This is a genomic window from Vibrio sp. Vb339 (genome assembly GCF_902751245.1).
Lineage (GTDB): Bacteria > Pseudomonadota > Gammaproteobacteria > Enterobacterales > Vibrionaceae > Vibrio > Vibrio coralliirubri.
Genome location: NZ_CADDIS010000002.1, coordinates 166,112 through 185,801 on the forward strand (window position 1 = coordinate 166,112; position 19,690 = coordinate 185,801).

Consider the following 19,690-nt stretch of genomic DNA (forward strand, 5'->3'; position numbering starts at 1 on the left):
TAACCATTAGGTTATCGCCTATGCCGAAAAGTGTGTATTAAAAGGCTACGTTCTTAGCACAACGAACACGTCCTAGCTAACTCGATAAATTTAAGTGGCTGATAGTAAAATTTTTTATTATTAACAAACAGCTTTTGTAAGAGTCTCTTTTATTGGGGCTATAACAGCTAACCCGAAAACGTGAACCATTATTTCATTGGTGTCATCATCAGGGAGGGCGTGAGTAATTGTTTTATGGAAGCTTTCCATTGCTTGATTAGCAATTGGCGTAGGTTCACTTGAAATACAGTGAGATATTAGCATTTGAACAATGAAACTAAATTCCATTTTTCCAAGAGCTTTATCCCATGAATTCAACAAATTCTCTTTACTCGATAGATCAAGTTCCCCAAGCATTAAGCTTTTTAAATTTCCTTGGAGAGCAACTAAAAAGTCATTGTTGCTCGGGTAGTAGCCTTGTAATGTGCTTTTACGAAGCCCTGTAATCCTTGAGATACGATCGTATGTTACTTTGCCCCAGCCCTCAGTCAAGAAGATGTCCAAAATGACTGAATTGAGTTTTTGGTAGTTCTCTTCTTTTTGCTGTTTGGTGATACGACTCAAAGCAACCTCAATGTTAGAATTTTCTATGAGTGCAATCATATCGTACTTGGTACCTTATTAAAATAGTATGTCATATTTTTTGTAGCATTATTGTTAGTTATTTAGTGTGTCAGTGCGACGTTGGTGGCCTTTATTCAAAGCCTTACCTAGCACGAAAATGATACTTGATGTATAACAAAACTGTCAAATGCCACATTGTGCATATCCATTCAAGTTGCGTGTAAAGTCCGATATTTTTGTGATCTTCTGTGAAAAAACAGCTGTAATTTACCGTTGTACCTTTTGTATATGGTGATATTGATTCATTCAACCTATAAAATTATGAGCGATGTCTCAATATTGGTAAATACTTTGAGTCGAATTACAATTCATTCCCTGAGTGAATTTAATTGCTTGAAATGACAATGTAAAAACTATATCTCTCAGTCTTTTAGCGTTATAAATTGAATGAAAAGTCAAAATCATATTGATTCTGACATTCAATCTGTGACTTAAAATCACAAGTTAAATCAAAGGTCATCTTTTCCTATAAATTCCATTACTTCTCTATAAATATTCATGATTACAATGAATTGGTTCGGTTGTGATTGGCACAGCTGTTAAGTAAGGAAGTGGGACTAATGTTGAAACGTAAAGCTCTACAATTAGCTGTATCGGTCGGCATGGCCGCAATGTCTGGCGCTGTTTATGCGAATGGTTCAGATATGACGAATCCAGATTCTGGTGTCGTGGTCGGTTATTGGCACAACTGGTGTGACGGTGGCGGCTACCAAGGTGGTAATGCGCCATGCGTGACGCTGGATGAAGTAAACCCAATGTATAACATCGTGAATGTGTCATTCATGAAGGTTTACGATGTGGCTGATGGTCGAATCCCAACTTTTAAACTGGACCCAACCGTTGGGTTATCAGAAGAACAATTTATTGACCAAATTGCCGAGCTCAACAAGCAAGGCCGTTCTGTACTGATAGCGCTGGGTGGTGCTGATGCACACGTAGAACTTGAAACGGGTGATGAAAGAGCCTTTGCTGATGAGATAATCCGCCTTACTGAGCGTTACGGTTTCGATGGTCTAGATATCGACCTTGAACAAGCAGCAGTAACCGCAGCAAACAACCAGACGGTTATTCCTGACGCACTTAAGCTAGTAAAAGATCACTACCGTGCCGAAGGGAAAAACTTCCTTATTACTATGGCGCCTGAGTTCCCGTATCTAACGACAGGCGGTAAGTACGTTCCTTATATCGATAATCTAGAAGGTTATTACGACTGGATTAACCCACAGTTCTACAACCAAGGTGGCGACGGTATCTGGGTTGACGGTGTGGGCTGGATTGCTCAAAACAACGATGCATTAAAAGAAGAATTCATCTACTACATCTCTGATTCGCTTATCAACGGAACGCGTGGCTTCCACAAGATCCCTCATGACAAGCTGGTGTTTGGTATTCCTTCAAGTATCGATGCTGCAGCGACGGGCTTTGTGCAAGACCCTCAAGATTTATACGACGCGTTCGAGACCTTAACGACTCAAGGCCAACCCCTGCGTGGTGTAATGACTTGGTCTATCAACTGGGACATGGGCACTAACAAAAACGGTCAACAATACAACGAGCAGTTTATTAAAGACTACGGCCCATTTGTACACGGTCAAGTGACGCCACCTCCAGTCGAGGGTGAGCCAGTTCTTAAAGGTGTCGAAAATACGCGTGTTCTTCACGGCACAACATTTGATCCTATGGAAGGCGTAACAGCAACCGATAAAGAAGATGGCGATCTAACATCTTCTGTCGATGTTGAAGGTTACGTGGAAACCAGTGTGATTGGCACTTACGTTTTGACTTACCGAGTGAAAGACAGCGATAACAACGAAACCACTAAAGCGAGAACGGTAGAGGTTTACAGCCAGAAGCCAGTATTTAATGGTGTGTCTGACACAACAGTTGTGTTGGGTGCTGCGTTTGATGCTATGGCAGGCGTGACGGCGAATGATGCTGAAGATGGCGACCTAACAAATACCATCACACATACTGGTAGTGTTGATGTAAACGAAATCGGCAACTACACGCTTGTGTATAGCGTAACAGACAGCGCGAACCAAACTGTAACCGCTGACCGTAAAGTGTCTGTGACTGATGGCTCTAACTGTGCCAATGCATGGGACAGTGAAACAGTTTATGTGGAAGGCGACCAAGTCTCTCACGACGGTTCAACGTGGGGAGCGGGTTGGTACACTCGTGGCGAAGAACCAGGAACGACAGGTGAGTGGGGCGTTTGGAGAAAAGTTTCAGACTCTTCATGTGGTGGTAACCCAGATCCGGGCGATGACTTAGAGCTTGCAGTTTCAGGCCTTCAGTCAGAATATGCGCCAGATAACGGCAATGTTCGTTTAGACCTAACACTGACATCAAATGAAGCGTTAGATGTTACCGCTATGGTGCTCAATAGTGCAGGGACTGTGGTTGAGCAGACTCAGGTTAACTTAACGGACAGCCGCGCTATTACCATGGACTTGTACGATGTAGCGGAAGGGCAATATGCACTTGAAGTGGTCGGTAAAGCATCTGACGGTGAAATGGTGATGGTAAATGATTCGTTCGCTGTTAAAGACGGTGGCGGAACGACTCCACCTCCAGGTGATTACCCGCCATATGAAGCAGGCACAAATTACGCAGCAGGTGACATTGTGGTCGGCAGCGATAATGGTCTGTACGAATGTAAACCTTGGCCGTACACGGCATGGTGTGCAAGCGCGTCTTACGCACCAGCAGAAAGCCAATACTGGCAAGATGCTTGGACAAAGCTGTAGTCTGATAGCTCAACGCTAGCAACATAAAGTAGACGATCAAAGAGAGGCCATTGTGCCTCTCTTTTTTATTTGGGGAATTTGAAATCTATAAAGCAACCTAAAAAGGTGTGAGCTTCGCTATAAATTTAACCAACTTTACCGAAGTTGAACGTGACTCTCACGGTAAATGACCTTTGAACGATTAAAGTTACGTGCGGTGCAAATACTATAAATAGTTACTGTAACAATTTATGTAACAATCTATGTAACACTATGTATGGTAATGGGGTTTGTATATGCAATGACAAATACCTATTAACTTGCCCGTATGATTTTTAGTTGGTTTATAGTTTTGGTGAATGAGTTTATTTCGACGTTAACTCTAATTTATGGATTGCGGTGGTGTTATATCCTTTGTATGTGTATTTTGTCGTTAATATTTGGAGTTTAATGCTGTTTGGTGTATGGGGTTTAGATTGGATGGGTCTTTTTGGTTTTTGTTTGTAACCGGTTACAATTACTGTGGCTTTAATCACGGTGTGGTTTAAATGTCTTCGTTAACATGATTCCAAGATCATTTAAAACGTTAGGTCCTGAAATGTACGCTACGAATACACGTATCTGGGAAAGTCCAGAAATTACTTCTTTCAACCGACTACGAGCACACACGCCACTATCTAGTTGGCGTAGTGAATCTTGTGCTCACGCTGGAGTTATAAGCTCATCGGTTATGAGCCTAGATGGGGAATGGGATTTTGCACTATTTCCGTCTCCTGATTCTGTTCCTGAAAACTGGATGGCTGATGAACAACTTCCGAGTCAGAAAATTACAGTTCCAGGTAATTGGCAGTTACAGGGGCATGATTTCCCAATTTATACCAATGTGAAATACCCATTTCCGTGCAACCCTCCATTTGTTCCAAAAGAGAACCCAACAGGTTGTTACCAGACGACTTTTGAATTGCCTGAAAGTTGGGAGCAAGAGTCACAAACGCGAGTCGTTTTTGATGGTGTAAATAGTGCATTTTACGTTTGGTGTAATGGTGAGTTTGTTGGTTACTCTCAAGATAGTCGTCTTGCTGCAGAGTTTGACCTTAGTCCATATCTAGCCGAAGGCAATAACACATTATCCGTCAAAGTCCTTCGGTGGTGTGATGGCAGTTACATGGAAGGTCAGGACATGTGGTGGATGAGTGGTATTTTCCGCTCAGTTCGTCTACTTAATAAACCAGTTCGCCACATTAAAGATGTAAAAGTGACGCCAGACCTTGATGCTGCTTATCGAGATGGTGAGCTGACAATCAATGTCGACACCATGAATGGTGAGGGCTTGTCGGTGAAAACCGCATTGTTTGATGGTGAGAAAGAAATTGCGTCAAATGTTACGGAAGTCGGTACAGCGCCTGTCGATGAAAAAGGCGGATACAGTGAACGTTGTTTCGCAACGTTAAAGGCAAACAACCCAAAGAAGTGGAGTGCTGAGGCGCCAAACCTTTACCGTCTGGTTGTTAGCTTAGTCACAAACGAAGGTGATGTGATTGAGTGTGAAGCCTACGATGTCGGTTTTCGAAAGATCGAAGTCATAGGCGGTCAGTTGTGCATCAACGGTCAAGCACTGATGATTCGTGGTGTAAACAAGCACGAGCACGATCCTACAACAGGTCATGCAGAAAGCCTTGAACGCGTAGAGCAAGATTTAAAGCTGATGAAACAGCATAATTTTAATGCTGTCCGCTGCTCTCATTACCCTAACCAACCTGGTTTTTACAGCCTGTGTGACCGCTTAGGATTATATGTTGTCGATGAAGCCAACATTGAAACTCACGGAATGACACCAATGGGACGAATCGCAGATGATCCTCAATGGGCGAGCGCTTTCTTAGAGCGAATGACCCGCATGGTGGAGCGAGACTTTAATCACTCAAGCATCATTATTTGGTCGCTTGGTAATGAGTCCGGCTATGGTTCAAACCATAACGCAATGTATGAGTGGACCAAACGAGTCGATCCTTCTCGTGTTATTCAGTATGAGGGAGGCGGTTCGGACACAAGCGCAACCGATATTATCTGCCCTATGTATGCAAGAACCGACGCTGACCAAGAGCAAGGGCATACCGACGAACCTAAACTTTCATTAAAGAAATGGGTTGGTATTGGTGATGAAAACCGTCCAATCATTTTGTGTGAATACGCACATGCGATGGGCAATAGCCTTGGTGGATTTGCAGAGTATTGGGATGCATTTAGATCTCATCCTCGCCTGCAAGGTGGTTTTATTTGGGATTGGGTTGACCAAGGGCTTGATAAAACGAGCGAGGATGGCGTTCATTACTGGGCATATGGCGGTGATTTCGGTGACGAAATTAACGACCGTCAGTTCTGTATAAATGGCTTAGTTTTTCCTGACCGAACGCCGCACCCTACATTATTCGAAGCAAAACGGGCTCAGCAACCATTTAGTTTTGAACTTGTATCTTCAAAACCGCTTGCAATTAAAGTGACCAGTGAACATTTGTTTGTTGATACTGCTCACCACAGCTTAGATTGGACAGTTATTGATGATGAAGGATCTGTCATTAGAAGTGGTGAATTGAGTCTGAATCTACCAGCTCAACAGACGCACCTGATTGAATTAGATTCTGAGTTTGGACTACTTAACACAGAGGCTTATCTTAATGTTGCGATTCGACAGCAGCAAGATACTAACTGGGCTAATGCTGGGCATATTGTTGCAGAACATCAGGCAACATTAGGTAAGAAACTTCAGCTTGAAGACGTCGAAAGCCAAACATTTGTACCAGCTAAATTTGAACAGGTTGATGGCGGGCTGCGTGTCACGGCAGCGCATAATCAATGGTATATCAATGCGACCACTGGTGAAGTGGAAAGTTGGAAAAAAGCGGACCGTGAACAACTGCTTTCTCCAATTCGCGATAATTTTTTCCGCGCACCACTTGATAACGATATTGGTGTAAGTGAAGTCGACCGCCAAGACCCAAATGCTTGGATGGTTCGTTGGCAGAATGCTGGATTGTTTGACTTAGAACATCGCTGTAAAGGTGTTGAGGTTAATGTCGCGATTGGAGAAGTACGCGTGCGACATACGTATTTTGCAAACGATAAGTTGGTTTTAACGTCCGTTTGGGATTACCGCTTTACGCAGCAGGGTGAGGCGCAAGTATCGGTATCTGTCGATGTTGATGATTCAATGCCACCGATGCCAAGAATCGGTGCTGAAATGCATTTGATTGAGTGTCCACAAAGTGTGGCCTGGCTAGGGCGAGGTCCGCATGAAAACTATCCAGATCGTAAGTTAAGTGCTGACCTTGGTCGTTGGACGCAACCTATTTCGAATATGCATACACCATACATATTCCCGTCTGATAACGGATTACGTAGCGATACCCAACAACTTGAAATTGGTGATATTCAGCTATTAGGTCACTTCTATTTCAGCGTTAGTCAGTATGGTCAGCAACAACTCGCTAAAGCTAAACATACTTACGAGCTGCAAAAGCAACCTGGATTATTTGTTTACTTTGACGGCTTCCATATGGGGGTAGGAGGAGATGATTCTTGGACACCAAGTGTTCGACCTGAATACCGTTTGCTACGCAACAATTACCGATGGAAATTCGTTTTAAAATAACAAATTGAGCTCACCTCCAATGAGGGGTGAGCCACTCTTTGAACCCTGAATCATTTAACTACAAAGGCTAAGGAGCCTTATATGTCTGAAGGTAGTATATCGATAAAAACAAAATTTTCTTATGGTCTAGGTGCTCTAGGAAAAGATTTCGCCTGTTCCATTATTTATATCTTTTTAATGTTCTACTACACCGATGTCGTTGGAATATCTGCTGCATTTGTTGGTACGTTATTTCTCGTCGCTCGTTTTGTTGATGCGGTTACTGACCCTGTAATGGGTATGATTGTTGATAACACTCGAACTCGTTTTGGGAAATTTCGCCCTTGGATTGTGATTGGTACGCTAGTTAACTCTGTTTTCCTATTGTTGGTGTTCAATACCCATAATATCGAAGGAAATATGGTGTATGTATACGCAACGGTCACTTATATCTTATGGGGTGTCACTTACACGATCATGGATATTCCTTACTGGTCGATGATTCCTTCTATGTCTTCAAAGCGTGTTGAACGTGAAAAATTAGTGGTATGGCCTCGTCTGTTTGCTAGTTGTGCATGGACACTAATGGGTACATACGGCTTGTACTTGGTTGGCTTCTTTGGTGGTGAAGACAAAGGGTCGGGGTTCGTATACCTAAGCTTGGCTATTATTGCGGCATTCATAGCGAGCGCCTTAATCACTTTCTTTAACGTTAAAGAACGTATTAAAGATAAGCGTGTATCTGCAGACAAATTCACGCTCAAAGATGTAAAAGACATTATTGGCAAAAATGATCAATTGAAGTCACTGATTGGTGTAGTGCTAACGTTCAATATCGCTATTCAGTTGGTTGGTGGCTTTGCTATCTATTACTTCAGCTATGCCATTGGGCGTGAAGATTTGTTCCCGATGTTTGCTTTAGTATCTGGCATGGCTGAAATCGCTGGTGTTTTTTTGTTTCCTAAGCTTTGTAACTTAATCAACCGAAAGTTTATGTGGCTGGTAGCGTGTCTGTTCCCATTGTTATGTAGCCTAATTCTTGTTCTAACGGGAATTTTTGCACCGGAAAACGGGATCTTAGTCGGAATTGCTGGTGCAGCACTCAAGTTTGGTGGTGGTTTATCAAATGGCCTGTCGACAGTGATGTTAGCTGACGTAGTAGATTACGGAGAATACAAAACAGGGCACCGCAGTGAAAGTATCATTTTCTCAATTCAAACCATGCTCGTTAAATTTGCAGGTGCGCTTTCAGGGTTCTTTGTCGGCATTGGGTTAACCGCCGTGGGTTATGTTCCTAATATTGAGCAGAGTGAAGAAACCATATTAGGTCTAAGAGCATTAATGGTTGGTATTCCTACATTATTAGTATTACTTAGCGCTTATATATATCAAAAAACATATCGCCTGAATGGTGAATATCAAAATATGGTTTTAAAAGAAATTTCTTCTACATAATTATATCCAATAATAAAGGTTAACAATGAAATTAAATAATAAGGCATCTTATTTGATGTGCTCTGCGCTTGCTTTTTCTTCATCGACTATGGCTGGTTATATCGAGCTAGGTAATGAATATGAGAACTGGGGTGACCAAGAGCAACGATCGAATACCATGCCATACATAGCAATGGAATTTAATCCAATCGAAGATTCATCCATGTTTTTGTACGCTAACTTCAGCTACCGCCACATGATTGAGAGTGAAGAGCGAACTTGGAATGACCGTTCTCGACAGGATGTCGCGATTGGTTGGTCCGAGGGATACAAAGACTTTTGGTGGGGACCTAAATTCCAAATTCGAAATGAAATGTACGCGAATGATACTCGCCGCACGGAATATCGATTTTACAACAATATGGCGTATTACCTAGCAGAAGACCATGACTTAATCCTTGATGGTTTTATCGCCCCCGTTGGTGTTAGAAATCGCCCTCGTGGTGAAGATTGTGTCGGCGAAAATGGCTGTCAGGATGAAGCAAACAACGACCTAAGAACCAGCTATACAGACTATTATCACGAGATAGATTTTGGTGTTCGCTCTCGTCTAGCTTATGACAAAACATTGCAGGTAACGTTATACAGCGAAGTAAGTAAGCAAAGTGAGTTTGAAGGCGATAACCGGGCCTGGGAAGAAGAGAAGCGCGTAGAATGGCAAGTTCGTATGAACTATACACAGACATTCAATGACCTCACTGTAACGCCATTTGTACGCTATACCTTCTACCGAAATGCAGAGAGTGTTGATTACGGTGATAAGGACGAACTGCGAATTCGAGCGGGCTTCTGGGGTGATTACAAAATAGATGATAAGTCTAAGTTTGTATTCGAAACTTATTACCAAACTGAAGATAAAGAGAACTTTGAACAGGATTGGAACCAAAATCAGTGGGAAGATGATTACTTCTTTGTGAAACTTGGATATCGCCGTTCTTTCTAATTAATTCTGAATATATCCTAAATCTATACGATTATTAAATTAATAATATCGAGATGTGAAATGAGAAAAATATTATTATCAATGGCAGTCGCATCAATACTGTCAGTGCCGAGTTATGCCCAAACACTAGATGTGGAAATTGAAAATACCAAACAAACAATACACAGCTTTGGTGCTTCGGATGCTTGGTCTATTAACCCAACAATTAACAAGTGGCAGAAAAAAGGGGACGATGCGGCTATCGACCACCTCGCTGATTTATTGTTCTCTACTGACAATGGTATTGGCTTAACAGCGTGGCGATTTAATATAGGTGCAGGCAGTACCGAGCAAGGTGATGGTAGCTTTATTCGTGATCCATTACGCCGTGCGGAATTATTGGTACCTGAGCCGGGTGGCGCAATAGACACGACTAAGCAGCAAGGACAAATTCGTTTCATGCAAGAGGCTCATCAACGTGGTGTCGATAACTTTATCGCGTTTTCTAATAGCCCACCGCATTACCTAACAAAAAACGGCTTAACTCACCCAACGGCAGCGGATGACCTAGGCTCTACTAACCTTAAACCTGAAAATGTGGATGCATTTTCCGACTTTTTGGTTGAAGTGTTGACCTACTTACGTAGTGAAGAAGTAGGGATCCCGGTTAATTACATCAGTCCAATTAACGAGCCAACGTGGGAATGGGAAGGACAGACTCAAGAAGGCAATCGCTACAATATGCGGGAAGTCAAAGCGGTATACCGTAGTTTAGATAAAAAGCTGAACGAAGCGGGTATTCGTAGCGACATTCATATTGATGGCGGTGAAGTGGTCGAATTCACAGCAGCACTTCGTGATGCTTATAAGCGTAACTTTGACGGTTCATCTCAAACTAATGGCATGAATTCTCGTGGTGTTGGCTTGTACCGAAACTACATTGATGAACTGTTAGGGGATCCTGAAATTAGAGACATTATTGGTAACCAAATCTCAGTACATGGCTACTTTTCTGACGCTTGGCCAGACCGTTTAGGTAAGCTGCGTGATATGACATATGGAAACCTACAGGATGTGTCTCCGGGTGCAGAAATTTGGATGAGTGAAATGAGCATCTTGGGCGGTGGCGGTTATTCTCGTGACTTTGATGGTCATGGCTTTGAGGCAGATGATATGGATTATGCGTTACATGTGGGACGTATCATGCATCGAGACCTGACTCGTTTGAACGCTTCAGCATGGCATTGGTGGTTAGGTTTGACGCCATATGATTACAAAGATGGTATGGTGAAAATTGCCCCATCTTTAGAAGCCAATACGGTAGAAGATTCGAAAATGATGTGGACTGTCGGTAACTTCAGTCGCTTTGTTCGCCCGGGTTATCAGCGTGTAGAACTGAGTGGGGTAGACAACCTTGATGGCTTGATGGCTTGATGGCATCGGCTTATGTCAGTCCAACACAAGATAAAGTGGTGATTGTTGCCGTTAATACGAGTGATAAGGTAGAGAATGTTTCTATTAACTTAGAAGGCGTTGTTAATTCTGCCACTTATACAACACACATTACCAATGCGCAGCATGATTTGGCGTTGGTTGAATTAGAAAAAGAACAAGACGATTACCTTGTACCTCCGCGCTCAACGGTGACATTTGTTGGCTCACTATAACGTAAAATTTAGCTAGTAATAATAAAGAAACCCCAGTCTGAATAAGGCTGGGGTTTCTTTTATAAACAGAATGCGAGAATAAGAGCCTAAAGACAAGCTTGTATTCAGTGTTGATTCTCTAACAAATCATAGGTTAATTGTTAGGTGAAGCAATGGAATTGCGGCTCACCAGTGTAGGAAGGTAAAGGTTTCCTTTATGCTCGTGAGGAGACTTTTCTACCAACTGGATAGACAGCTTTGCCGCTTGGCTCGCCATGATTTGTACTGGGTAACGAACGGTGGTCAGAGTTGGCTGTAAATAGCTGGCTATCATGGCATCATCAAACCCGATGACAGAGACATCTTCTGGTACACGTAGGTTGTTTTCTTTAAGCACTGAAATGGCACCTGCAGCCATTAAATCGTTGTATGTCGCGATAGCGGTAAACGGCTCATTCTTCGCTAATAAATTTCGCATCGCATCTGCGCCGCCAATCTCATTCGGTTCACCGGACACCACCAGAGCCTCCGAGTAGGGCAGTTGGTTCTTCTCCAGTTCAGAACGATAGCCCAGTTTCCTATCTATTGAGTCATCGATATTATGAGAGGAAGCTAAGTAACCAATTCTCTTATGGCCAAAGCGAATTAGGTGGCTTAATGCTAGGCTGCTGCCTCGAATGTTATCTAAAGCGATACAGCGTTCCGCTATCTCTGGAATATAACGGTTAATAATGATAAGCCCAGGGATCTGCTTCGAAAAATCAATTAGTTCTTGGTCCGATAGGCCTTTGCTATGAATAACGAGATGTTCGCACTGATTATTTATCAACAGTTCGATGGCTTCTCTTTCATAGGTTTCATTGTGGTAACCGTGCGTAATCAAGATATGCTTTTTGTGTTCACGTGCGATTTCGTCAATGGCTTGAACCATAGCACCATAAAATGGATTTGATACGTCTGCTACTAACACACCAATGGAAGACGAAGTTTTATTCGCAAGAGCTCTTGCATTCGCATTTGGGCGATAATTCAATCTTTCCATCGCTTCGTGCACAGCTTTCGTTGCTGTTTCGCTCGTATGTGGGAGTTTATTTATTACTCTCGATACGGTAGCAACGGATACTTTAGCTTCTTTCGCGACGTCTCTTATGTTGGCCATAATGTTCTTTATGTTGAGTGTGTTGTAACAGTTTTCATCGTAGTGCTTCGGGTCCTTTAGAGGGGAACGCCTTGTACGGTTTAAACTTTTCCGATGGTACGTATAGTAGCAATATACGAGGCTGAGTCCATATGTTTACTTTGCTGATTGATGTTTAGTTTTTGTGTTTCAAACCTTGCATTTGTTTTGCTTTTTCTACCACCTTTCTTCTGACTCTAGGGTATTTTCGTTCCACTATTACGACCGTTTGAGAATACTATCGTTATAGAATCAGAGCTCAATATTAGTCAAAACTGTTTTGCGTTAGTTCATTTTACTAATGGATAAAAGGACTATTTATTTTATGTCTTAGGTTGTATTGCTCTAGATCAAAATAGGAGTGATTATCAATTGTATTACTTGTTAAGAAATAGCACTATGCGCTCATTGAATTTTCTATATTGTTAATATTTGCATAATGAATCTTGCTCAAGTCGACCTCAATCTACTCGTTATTCTTAAACACCTTCTTGAAGAGAAGCACGTTTCCAACACGGCGTTGGCGCTGGATATGAGCCAACCTACGGTGAGCCGATCTCTGCAAAAACTGCGTACCGTTTTCAATGATGATCTACTGGTGCGAGCGGCTTATGGCTATGAGTTAACGCCAAAAGCAGAAGCCATTAAGCAAGATCTCAATTCGGTTCTGACACGTTTAGAAAAGCTGGTACATGGCGATGTATTCGAACCACAAAGCAGTGACAGTACGGTTCGCTTCTTTGGTTTAGTGCCTAATGTCGCGCACTTGTTGCCGAAGGTCGTTGCGGAGATACGCCAACAAGCGCCGAACATGATTGTTGATATCGACTCTATTCCTAAACGACACTTTGAGCCTCTGTTATCCGGTGATGCGCACTTTGTGTTGTCGACCCACGAGCCATTAAGTTCAGAGCAAAATTTGTATCGAATGTTCGTGATTAGCCGCGATTACCGTTTGTTGATGAGTAAAAACCATCCTTTGGCGGACAAAGAGATCACCGTTGATGACTTGTTGAATAGCCAACTTGGTCAAATCTCACTGCAAGGGGATAAGAAGCTCTCGATCGAAAGTCGATTTAAAGATCTTGGCTTAATTGATAAACAGCGCCAACTCTCCATTCCAATCCAGCTTTCCAATTTTAACGTTGCACCGGATATGGCTGAAGCAACCGACATCATCTTTCATTTACCGACACCTTTTGCTCAACAAGCTGCTAAGCAAAGAGATCTTGTTTGTAAACGTGTCCCTAAAGCGTTGCGCCACCCATCAGAAGACGTCTATCTATACTGGCATAAGCGCTTTCATAACGACCCGATGTGTCGCTGGGTTCGCAATATATTCAAAGAGCTTTATACATAATTCATCTGCAGGGTGAATGAAAATTATGAATACCTATCGAGTTGAATATAGATCTCTTTCGTTATTTGAATGATGAATAACGAGAATCGATTTTTGGTATGAAACTTTCGTTGATAAGAATGGTAGTCGCTTGTTTAATGCAAACCATTATCATTACTAATCACATATAAGAATGAATATCATGTCTGAGAGATCTCTTTTGATTCGCAAACCTTTATCGATCGCAGTCGCTGTTATTTGTACCTCACTTTCAGCTAACGTGTTAGCGCAAGAAGAAGCGCAAGCAACAGATGAGCAAATGGTTGTTACGGCAACTCGTACCGAGATGGCATTAAAACAAGCGCCAGCTTCAATGTCGGTTATCACCGCGCAAGACATTGAAGACAGCCCTGGTATTACCTTGGCGGACATCGTTGCCGAATCAACGAGTGTTGAGTCTGATTTTGATAGCACACGTGCTGGTCGTCAGATGATCTCTATTCGTGGTATGGATTCAGACTACACACTTATCATGGTGAATGGCCGTCGTTTAAGCTCGGCGAGTGCCATCATCCGTGGTAACGACTTCGACCTATCAACGATTCCTGCTGATTCAATTGAACGTGTTGAAATTATCCGTGGCCCAATGTCTGCACTTTACGGTTCAGATGGTATGGGCGGCACGATCAACATCATCACTAAGGCTCCAGAAAATGATTGGAGCTCTACACTGAGCATGGACTCGTCATCTCCAATGGATGGCAACGGTGGCCAAGAGCAGTCTGTTGGTTTTACTACTTCTGGTGCGTTGATTGAAGATGAGCTGTTCGCGCGAGTTTCTGTTAACCAAACAAGCCGTAACGCATGGCAACCATATTCTGCTACACACAGCTCTGGCTACGATCGTGAAGATATTACAGCTTTAGAAGACCGTGACACGCTAAGCATGCTTGCTAGCCTGACATGGCATGCAACAGATAACCAAACCATCGATTTCGATTTTGGTTACAGCGACGACGAACGTAATTCAGCGGCTGAGAGCTCAAGCTCAGTTATTGAGTCTGACACGCGTGTTGTACGTAACAGCCAAGCGATTACACACAGCGGTTTTTGGAGCTGGGGTGACACGCAAGTACGTTACTCACGCGAAAATGTGACTGACAATGATGCGGCTGATCTGGGTAATAACTTCAGCAGCGATATCGAAGAATTAACTCAGATTGTTGAAGCGTCTGCGACCACTTATCTTGGTGAAAGCCATACGCTAACGTTTGGTATGGATTACCAACTGAGCGAGCTGACCAATAAAGAGAACCTAGTGAGTGGTTCGTCTGAAGCTTACCAAGGTGCACTGTTTGTACAAGACCAATGGTTAATGACGGATCAACTAACGGCAACCATTGGTGGTCGTTTAGATAAACATGAACTGTACGGTGAAGAGTTCAGCCCACGTGTGTACTTGGTACACCAAACAACGAATGACCTGATCATCAAGGGTGGTGTGGGTAAAGCATTTAAAGCTCCAACATTGACTCAAAACCAATCTGACTATCAGGTACCAAGCTGTAAAGGTGGTTGTGCGTTAGTCGGTAATGAAGATCTAAGCCCAGAAACAAGCTTAAACTACGAGTTGGCGGCGGTTTACACTCAACCTCGTTGGAATATCGAAGCGGCATTGTTCCGAAATGAGATTAATGACCTGATTGAAAGAACGGAAGGTTACTGCCCAGAAGGCGGTGATTGGAACGAAAGTGCTCGTCAATGTGAAAACCCAGACGGCACACCAACGGGTAATTTAGGCGCGAAAACTTACCAAAACGTCTCTGAAGCAATCATTCAAGGTGTTGAGCTAGGTGGTATGTATCAAATCTCTGATAAGTGGGCGTTTTCTGGTAACTATACTTACCTAGATACTGAAGACAAGTCGACAGGCGAACAACTACTTGAGCGTTACAAGCACTCTGGTTTAGTTAAATTGAACTGGAGCCCGACTTTCGACCTGAACACCTTTGTTAGTGCTCGTTACCGTGGTGAGCGTCAGATCGAAAGCGACCTAACTCAAGACGCATACACAACATTGAACATCGGCACAGTGTACAACGTGAATGATTCAGTACGACTGCGTGCAGGTATTTCGAACCTAACGGACGAGTCAGTATCTGAAGAACTAGAATATCTAGGTTATGTTGAAGAGCCACGTACTTACTACGTAGGTATGACAGCTGACTTCTAATCGAGAGTTCAGTAACTGATAGCTTGATACAAAAGAACCCACACTGGCTGATGCTCTATAAGGAGAGCGGCGAGTGTGGGTTCTTTTTTTGATCTATAGGTTTGGCTTAACTCGCCACGTATCTATTTATCTAGATTTTGACACATGTGATCAGCGCATTACCGGACTGAGTATCCCAAGGAATTAGCTTGTCGTAATCGTGCTCGAAGATATTAACCTCGAAGTAGGGCTTCAATATCTCGATTAACTCTTTAAACGAGAATGCCACCATTGGGTGTTCATCATTCCACACTTGAGTTTCACCAGCAGTCGTCTTTTCGATACTAAGCTTTAGCGCTTGCTTATCACCCTGACCAGAGTAATACCAACCAGATCGGAACGTGAAATCGTCTTTGTCTTGGTTTGTTGTGTGTCTAACAAACAGGTCGTTGCTAATCTTGTCTTTATCAACCACGTTAAAACAGAAAATACCTTCTGGCTTTAACGTGCGATGCACACTTTCTATACACTCTTTAAGCTTCTCTAGGCCATCGTTGTAATGGATGGAATACAGGAAGCAAGTGATAAGATCGAGTGGTTCAGTGACCTCAAAGTTACTCATGTTTTGTACTGAGAACTTGGCTTCCGGGCAGCGAACTTCTGCGATATCTAACATCGGCTTGTTAAGATCTAGGCCACCGCTTTGGTAACCAAAATCAATAAAATGACGAACGTGTGGGCCAGTGCCACAAGCTAAATCGAGGTGTGTTTTTCCTTCATTTCCAAAGATTTGATGGAGTCTACGTACGCAGTTACTTTGCGCTTGGTAGTCAATATCTACACACATTAAATCATAGTAACCGGATAGGTCGGTATAGAGTGCGTTGGCGGACATATTTGCCTGCAGCATAAGCTGAAAAATTAGGGTGGCGCATCATATACCGAAATTGGAAAATCGCAATCAAATATCGTTCAATATAGGCGCTTTAATTCTTGGTCAATGTACTTTCATTATCTGTTGGCTGGCTTCAATTCGTCAGATTAAGCGGCTTATTTGACGCATGTTTGAAGTACCTCTGGATCACGAAAGAGAGTAAAGATCTGGGATTAAGCAAGAGCTTCCTGGCAAACCACATCATCATTGATAGAGACCTGGTTTTTCCCACTTGTTTTTGAACGATAAAGTGCATCATCCGTCACCCGAATTAGCGTGTTAATGTTGTTGGGTGAATGACACATACATCGATTGGTGATGCCAATACTGACGCTCGATGTAAATTGACGGCGATTGAATCCAACAAAAGTATGCTTATTAAAAGCACGGCAGATACGTTCGCCAATGACTTGGGTATGCTCAGGTTTCGCGTTGGGAATGAACACAATAAACTCCTCTCCGCCCCAACGTCCAACTACGCCATTGAGTAATTCAACGTGCGTTTTAATGGAATCGGCTAAGTGTTTAATGACAGCATCACCAACACTGTGACCAAACTGATCGTTTATTAATTTAAAGTCATCGATATCAATCAGCATACAAGACATTTCTATTTGCTGATTCACTGGTTTCTTTATCCAATCATAAATGGCGCGGCGATTGAGTACCTGCGTTAAGTCATCATGCATAGCGCGGTACAGCAACTCTTTTTCTAACAAGACCTTGTCTGTGACCTCTTCGAGAATCACTTGAATGGCGTCTTCACCTTCCCAGTTAATCACGTTGTCATAAATATTGAAGTATTTATAACTGCCATCAAAGCAATGGTTGGATACTACAGAGCTGAAGTTGGGTGTATTGCCATTGAGAATGCTCTCGCACCGCCTGATGGCATTTGAATGCTGGTCTTCAGGAATGATTGAAATGATTGAGTCCATCGCAAGTACCTGCTCGATAGATTCGGCACCTTGTTGCTCAACCCAAGCTTGATTAACCATCAAAGGTTTGAAGTTTCGGTGGATCAAAATACCTTGTTTCGATGTACTGAGTAATTTTCGATACATGAGATCTGATTCGTGGCGTTTACGCTGCGCCTCTAACATTGATGTGATGTCAATGACGTGTACTTCAAGCGCAGGTTTGTTATTCAGTTCAATGACATGTGATAAACAAAATATGGAGATATTGCGACCATTAGCTGGAATGTCCGTGTACAATTTTCCCTTATCAAACTTGCCTTTTATTGCCTCTAGGTAGCGTTTTTTGGCTAGGTTTTGGTAATTGTCGGGAACTAAGGCATACACAAATTCAACATTGTGTAATAACTCATCGCGGTTTCGATAACCAAAAATTTGGGCGATCTCGTTGTCGACATCAATAATCCGATGGTTTTGAAGTGTCATCCGCCCTTGTGCCGAGTCGAAGTTTTGGCAGGGCATAGTGGTGGTTAAATCTAGTTGAATACTCATATCGGCCTGACTACTTATTCGTTAACTGAAACAGGTGTTGCTCCCTCGCTGCTGCGACCTACGGGCTTTGTGGCACGCTTTTATGACGAGACTAGATAGGAAAAATATGGTATCTAGGTGTACCCAGTGTGACATTTATTATTTTATGATTAATCAGTAATTTTACTGATTCAAACCGAGTTCTTGAAAAGGAAACAATTCAGGAAAGTGGGCCGTTGATAAAAACCAAATCACTCAAGCTAAATAAGCGAACTAAACAAGGAGAGTTGAAACAATGACATCAGCAATAAATGCACAGGGTTCAATGGAAAATAGAACAGCATTGGAAAGCAGTGCTTCAATAGAAATTAAGGTGGATGACTTGTCGGGTGGAGAAGTCATTGAATTGCTTAGAGAGCACCTCGCTGATATGTACGCAACTTCGCCAGCCGAAAGCGTTCATGCACTGGATCTAGATGGGCTCAAGTCACCAGAGATTACCTTTTTCAGCGCTTGGAAAGACAGCCAACTGCTTGGGTGTGTCGCCATCAAAGAGCTGAATACCCAACACGCTGAACTCAAATCGATGAGAACCTCGCAGTTTGCTCGAAAGTCAGGTGTTGCGAGCCAACTTTTACAGCACGTATTAGATACAGCGGCCATTCGCCAGTATCAAACAATCAGTTTAGAGACCGGCTCAGAAGACTACTTTAAAGCCGCGCGTAACCTGTATGAAAAGTTTGGCTTTGGATACTGTGAACCCTTTGCTGATTATGTGTTGGATCCGCACAGCCAGTTTATGCGTATTGAGTTGCGTTAAGAGGCTAGCCTTAGATGTCGACTTACTTTGCAGGTTTCTCTCTTGGCCTTTCGTTGATTCTTGCGATTGGCTCTCAAAATGCGTTTGTTTTAAAGCAAGGGCTTAAGAACCAACACGTATTGGCAGTTTGTGCTGTATGTGCCATTTCTGACGCCTTACTCATTAGCTTTGGCGTGACGGGCTTTGGCGCAATCGTTAAGCAGTTCCCACAAATTGAACAGTTCGCCCGTTATGGTGGGGCTATCTTTTTGGGTGTCTATTCATTCTTAAGCTTCCGTTCAGCACTTACTGAAAACCACGCCTTAGAAGCCACTGCTGAAACCAAAGACTCGTTAACCAAAGCGATTGCGATGTGTTTGGCGTTTACTTGGCTTAATCCGCATGTGTATTTGGATACTGTGGTATTGCTGGGTTCTATCTCAACCCAATATCAACCGAATCAAATGTTGTTTGGAGCTGGTGCGGTATCGGCATCATTCGTGTTCTTCTTTTCACTTGGCTATGGCGCTCGCTTCTTGGCTCCAATGTTTAAGAACCCGAGAGCGTGGAAGGTGTTGGAATTTGTCGTTGGCGTGATCATGGCATCTATTGCAATATCTTTGATCGTCTAGCTGCGCGTAATTAGGCATTCAAGCTTACTACTTAAAGTGCGTATCTAAAGTGACTGCTTTTAGTTAT

14 protein-coding genes are annotated in these 19,690 nt (G+C 42.8%); 10 read left to right on the plus strand and 4 right to left on the minus strand.

Annotated features, from left to right (window positions below; translation table 11 throughout):
* Positions 1-120: 120 nt before the first annotated feature.
* Positions 121-642, minus strand: a complete 522-nt coding sequence (locus HRQ85_RS09545; protein WP_102463799.1) for a hypothetical protein — start codon at positions 640-642, stop codon at positions 121-123.
* Positions 643-1,223: 581 nt separating this feature from the next.
* Here HRQ85_RS09545 and HRQ85_RS09550 point away from each other — a divergent pair.
* From HRQ85_RS09550 to HRQ85_RS26115, 6 genes are all read left to right on the plus strand, one after another.
* Positions 1,224-3,413, plus strand: a complete 2,190-nt coding sequence (locus HRQ85_RS09550) for an immunoglobulin-like domain-containing protein (protein ID WP_172379462.1) — start codon at positions 1,224-1,226, stop codon at positions 3,411-3,413.
* A gap of 577 nt (positions 3,414-3,990) precedes the next feature.
* Positions 3,991-7,041 carry a beta-galactosidase gene (locus tag HRQ85_RS09555; protein ID WP_086775452.1) on the plus strand — a complete coding sequence of 1,017 codons (3,051 nt, stop codon included), beginning with the start codon at positions 3,991-3,993 and terminating at the stop codon, positions 7,039-7,041.
* 81 nt (positions 7,042-7,122) lie between these two features.
* Complete coding sequence (melB, locus tag HRQ85_RS09560) at positions 7,123-8,475, plus strand: melibiose:sodium transporter MelB (protein WP_172379463.1); 1,353 nt, start codon at positions 7,123-7,125, stop codon at positions 8,473-8,475.
* Between the two features lie 25 nt (positions 8,476-8,500).
* Positions 8,501-9,457: a hypothetical protein gene (locus HRQ85_RS09565; protein ID WP_156172544.1), complete on the plus strand. Its 957-nt coding sequence runs from the start codon at positions 8,501-8,503 to the stop codon at positions 9,455-9,457.
* A 60-nt stretch (positions 9,458-9,517) separates the two neighbouring features.
* The gene (locus HRQ85_RS09570; protein ID WP_216655509.1) at positions 9,518-10,870 is read left to right on the plus strand and encodes a glycoside hydrolase; all 1,353 of its coding nucleotides are present in this window, start codon (positions 9,518-9,520) and stop codon (positions 10,868-10,870) included.
* Positions 10,870-11,103 carry a glycoside hydrolase family 30 beta sandwich domain-containing protein gene (locus HRQ85_RS26115; protein ID WP_207908201.1) on the plus strand — a complete coding sequence of 78 codons (234 nt, stop codon included), beginning with the start codon at positions 10,870-10,872 and terminating at the stop codon, positions 11,101-11,103. Before HRQ85_RS09570 ends, HRQ85_RS26115 begins: the two co-directional genes overlap by 1 nt.
* Positions 11,104-11,236: 133 nt before the next feature.
* Here the strand turns inward: HRQ85_RS26115 and HRQ85_RS09575 are convergent, their stop codons facing one another.
* On the minus strand, positions 11,237-12,241 hold the full coding sequence (locus HRQ85_RS09575) for a substrate-binding domain-containing protein (RefSeq protein ID WP_048611268.1): 1,005 nt from the start codon (positions 12,239-12,241) through the stop codon (positions 11,237-11,239).
* A 457-nt stretch (positions 12,242-12,698) separates the two neighbouring features.
* On the opposite strand from HRQ85_RS09575, the gene HRQ85_RS09580 reads away from it, so the two are divergent.
* Together HRQ85_RS09580 and HRQ85_RS09585 are read left to right on the plus strand one after the other, a co-directional pair.
* Positions 12,699-13,619: a LysR family transcriptional regulator gene (locus HRQ85_RS09580; protein WP_050621429.1), complete on the plus strand. Its 921-nt coding sequence runs from the start codon at positions 12,699-12,701 to the stop codon at positions 13,617-13,619.
* Between the two features lie 181 nt (positions 13,620-13,800).
* Positions 13,801-15,831, plus strand: coding sequence for a TonB-dependent receptor domain-containing protein (locus HRQ85_RS09585; protein ID WP_172379464.1), 2,031 nt, complete (start codon positions 13,801-13,803; stop codon positions 15,829-15,831).
* Positions 15,832-15,961: 130 nt separating this feature from the next.
* On the opposite strand, the gene HRQ85_RS09590 is transcribed toward HRQ85_RS09585, so the two are convergent.
* Both HRQ85_RS09590 and HRQ85_RS09595 read right to left on the minus strand, forming a co-directional pair.
* Positions 15,962-16,705, minus strand: a complete 744-nt coding sequence (locus tag HRQ85_RS09590) for a class I SAM-dependent DNA methyltransferase (protein ID WP_172379465.1) — start codon at positions 16,703-16,705, stop codon at positions 15,962-15,964.
* A 212-nt stretch (positions 16,706-16,917) separates the two neighbouring features.
* Complete coding sequence (locus HRQ85_RS09595; protein ID WP_172379466.1) at positions 16,918-18,213, minus strand: sensor domain-containing diguanylate cyclase; 1,296 nt, start codon at positions 18,211-18,213, stop codon at positions 16,918-16,920.
* Positions 18,214-18,487: 274 nt separating this feature from the next.
* Here HRQ85_RS09595 and HRQ85_RS09600 point away from each other — a divergent pair, with 274 nt between their 5' ends.
* Both HRQ85_RS09600 and HRQ85_RS09605 read left to right on the plus strand, forming a co-directional pair.
* Positions 18,488-19,012, plus strand: coding sequence for a GNAT family N-acetyltransferase (locus HRQ85_RS09600; RefSeq protein ID WP_172379467.1), 525 nt, complete (start codon positions 18,488-18,490; stop codon positions 19,010-19,012).
* 14 nt (positions 19,013-19,026) lie between these two features.
* Positions 19,027-19,623 carry a LysE/ArgO family amino acid transporter gene (locus HRQ85_RS09605; protein ID WP_172379468.1) on the plus strand — a complete coding sequence of 199 codons (597 nt, stop codon included), beginning with the start codon at positions 19,027-19,029 and terminating at the stop codon, positions 19,621-19,623.
* Positions 19,624-19,690: the final 67 nt, after the last annotated feature.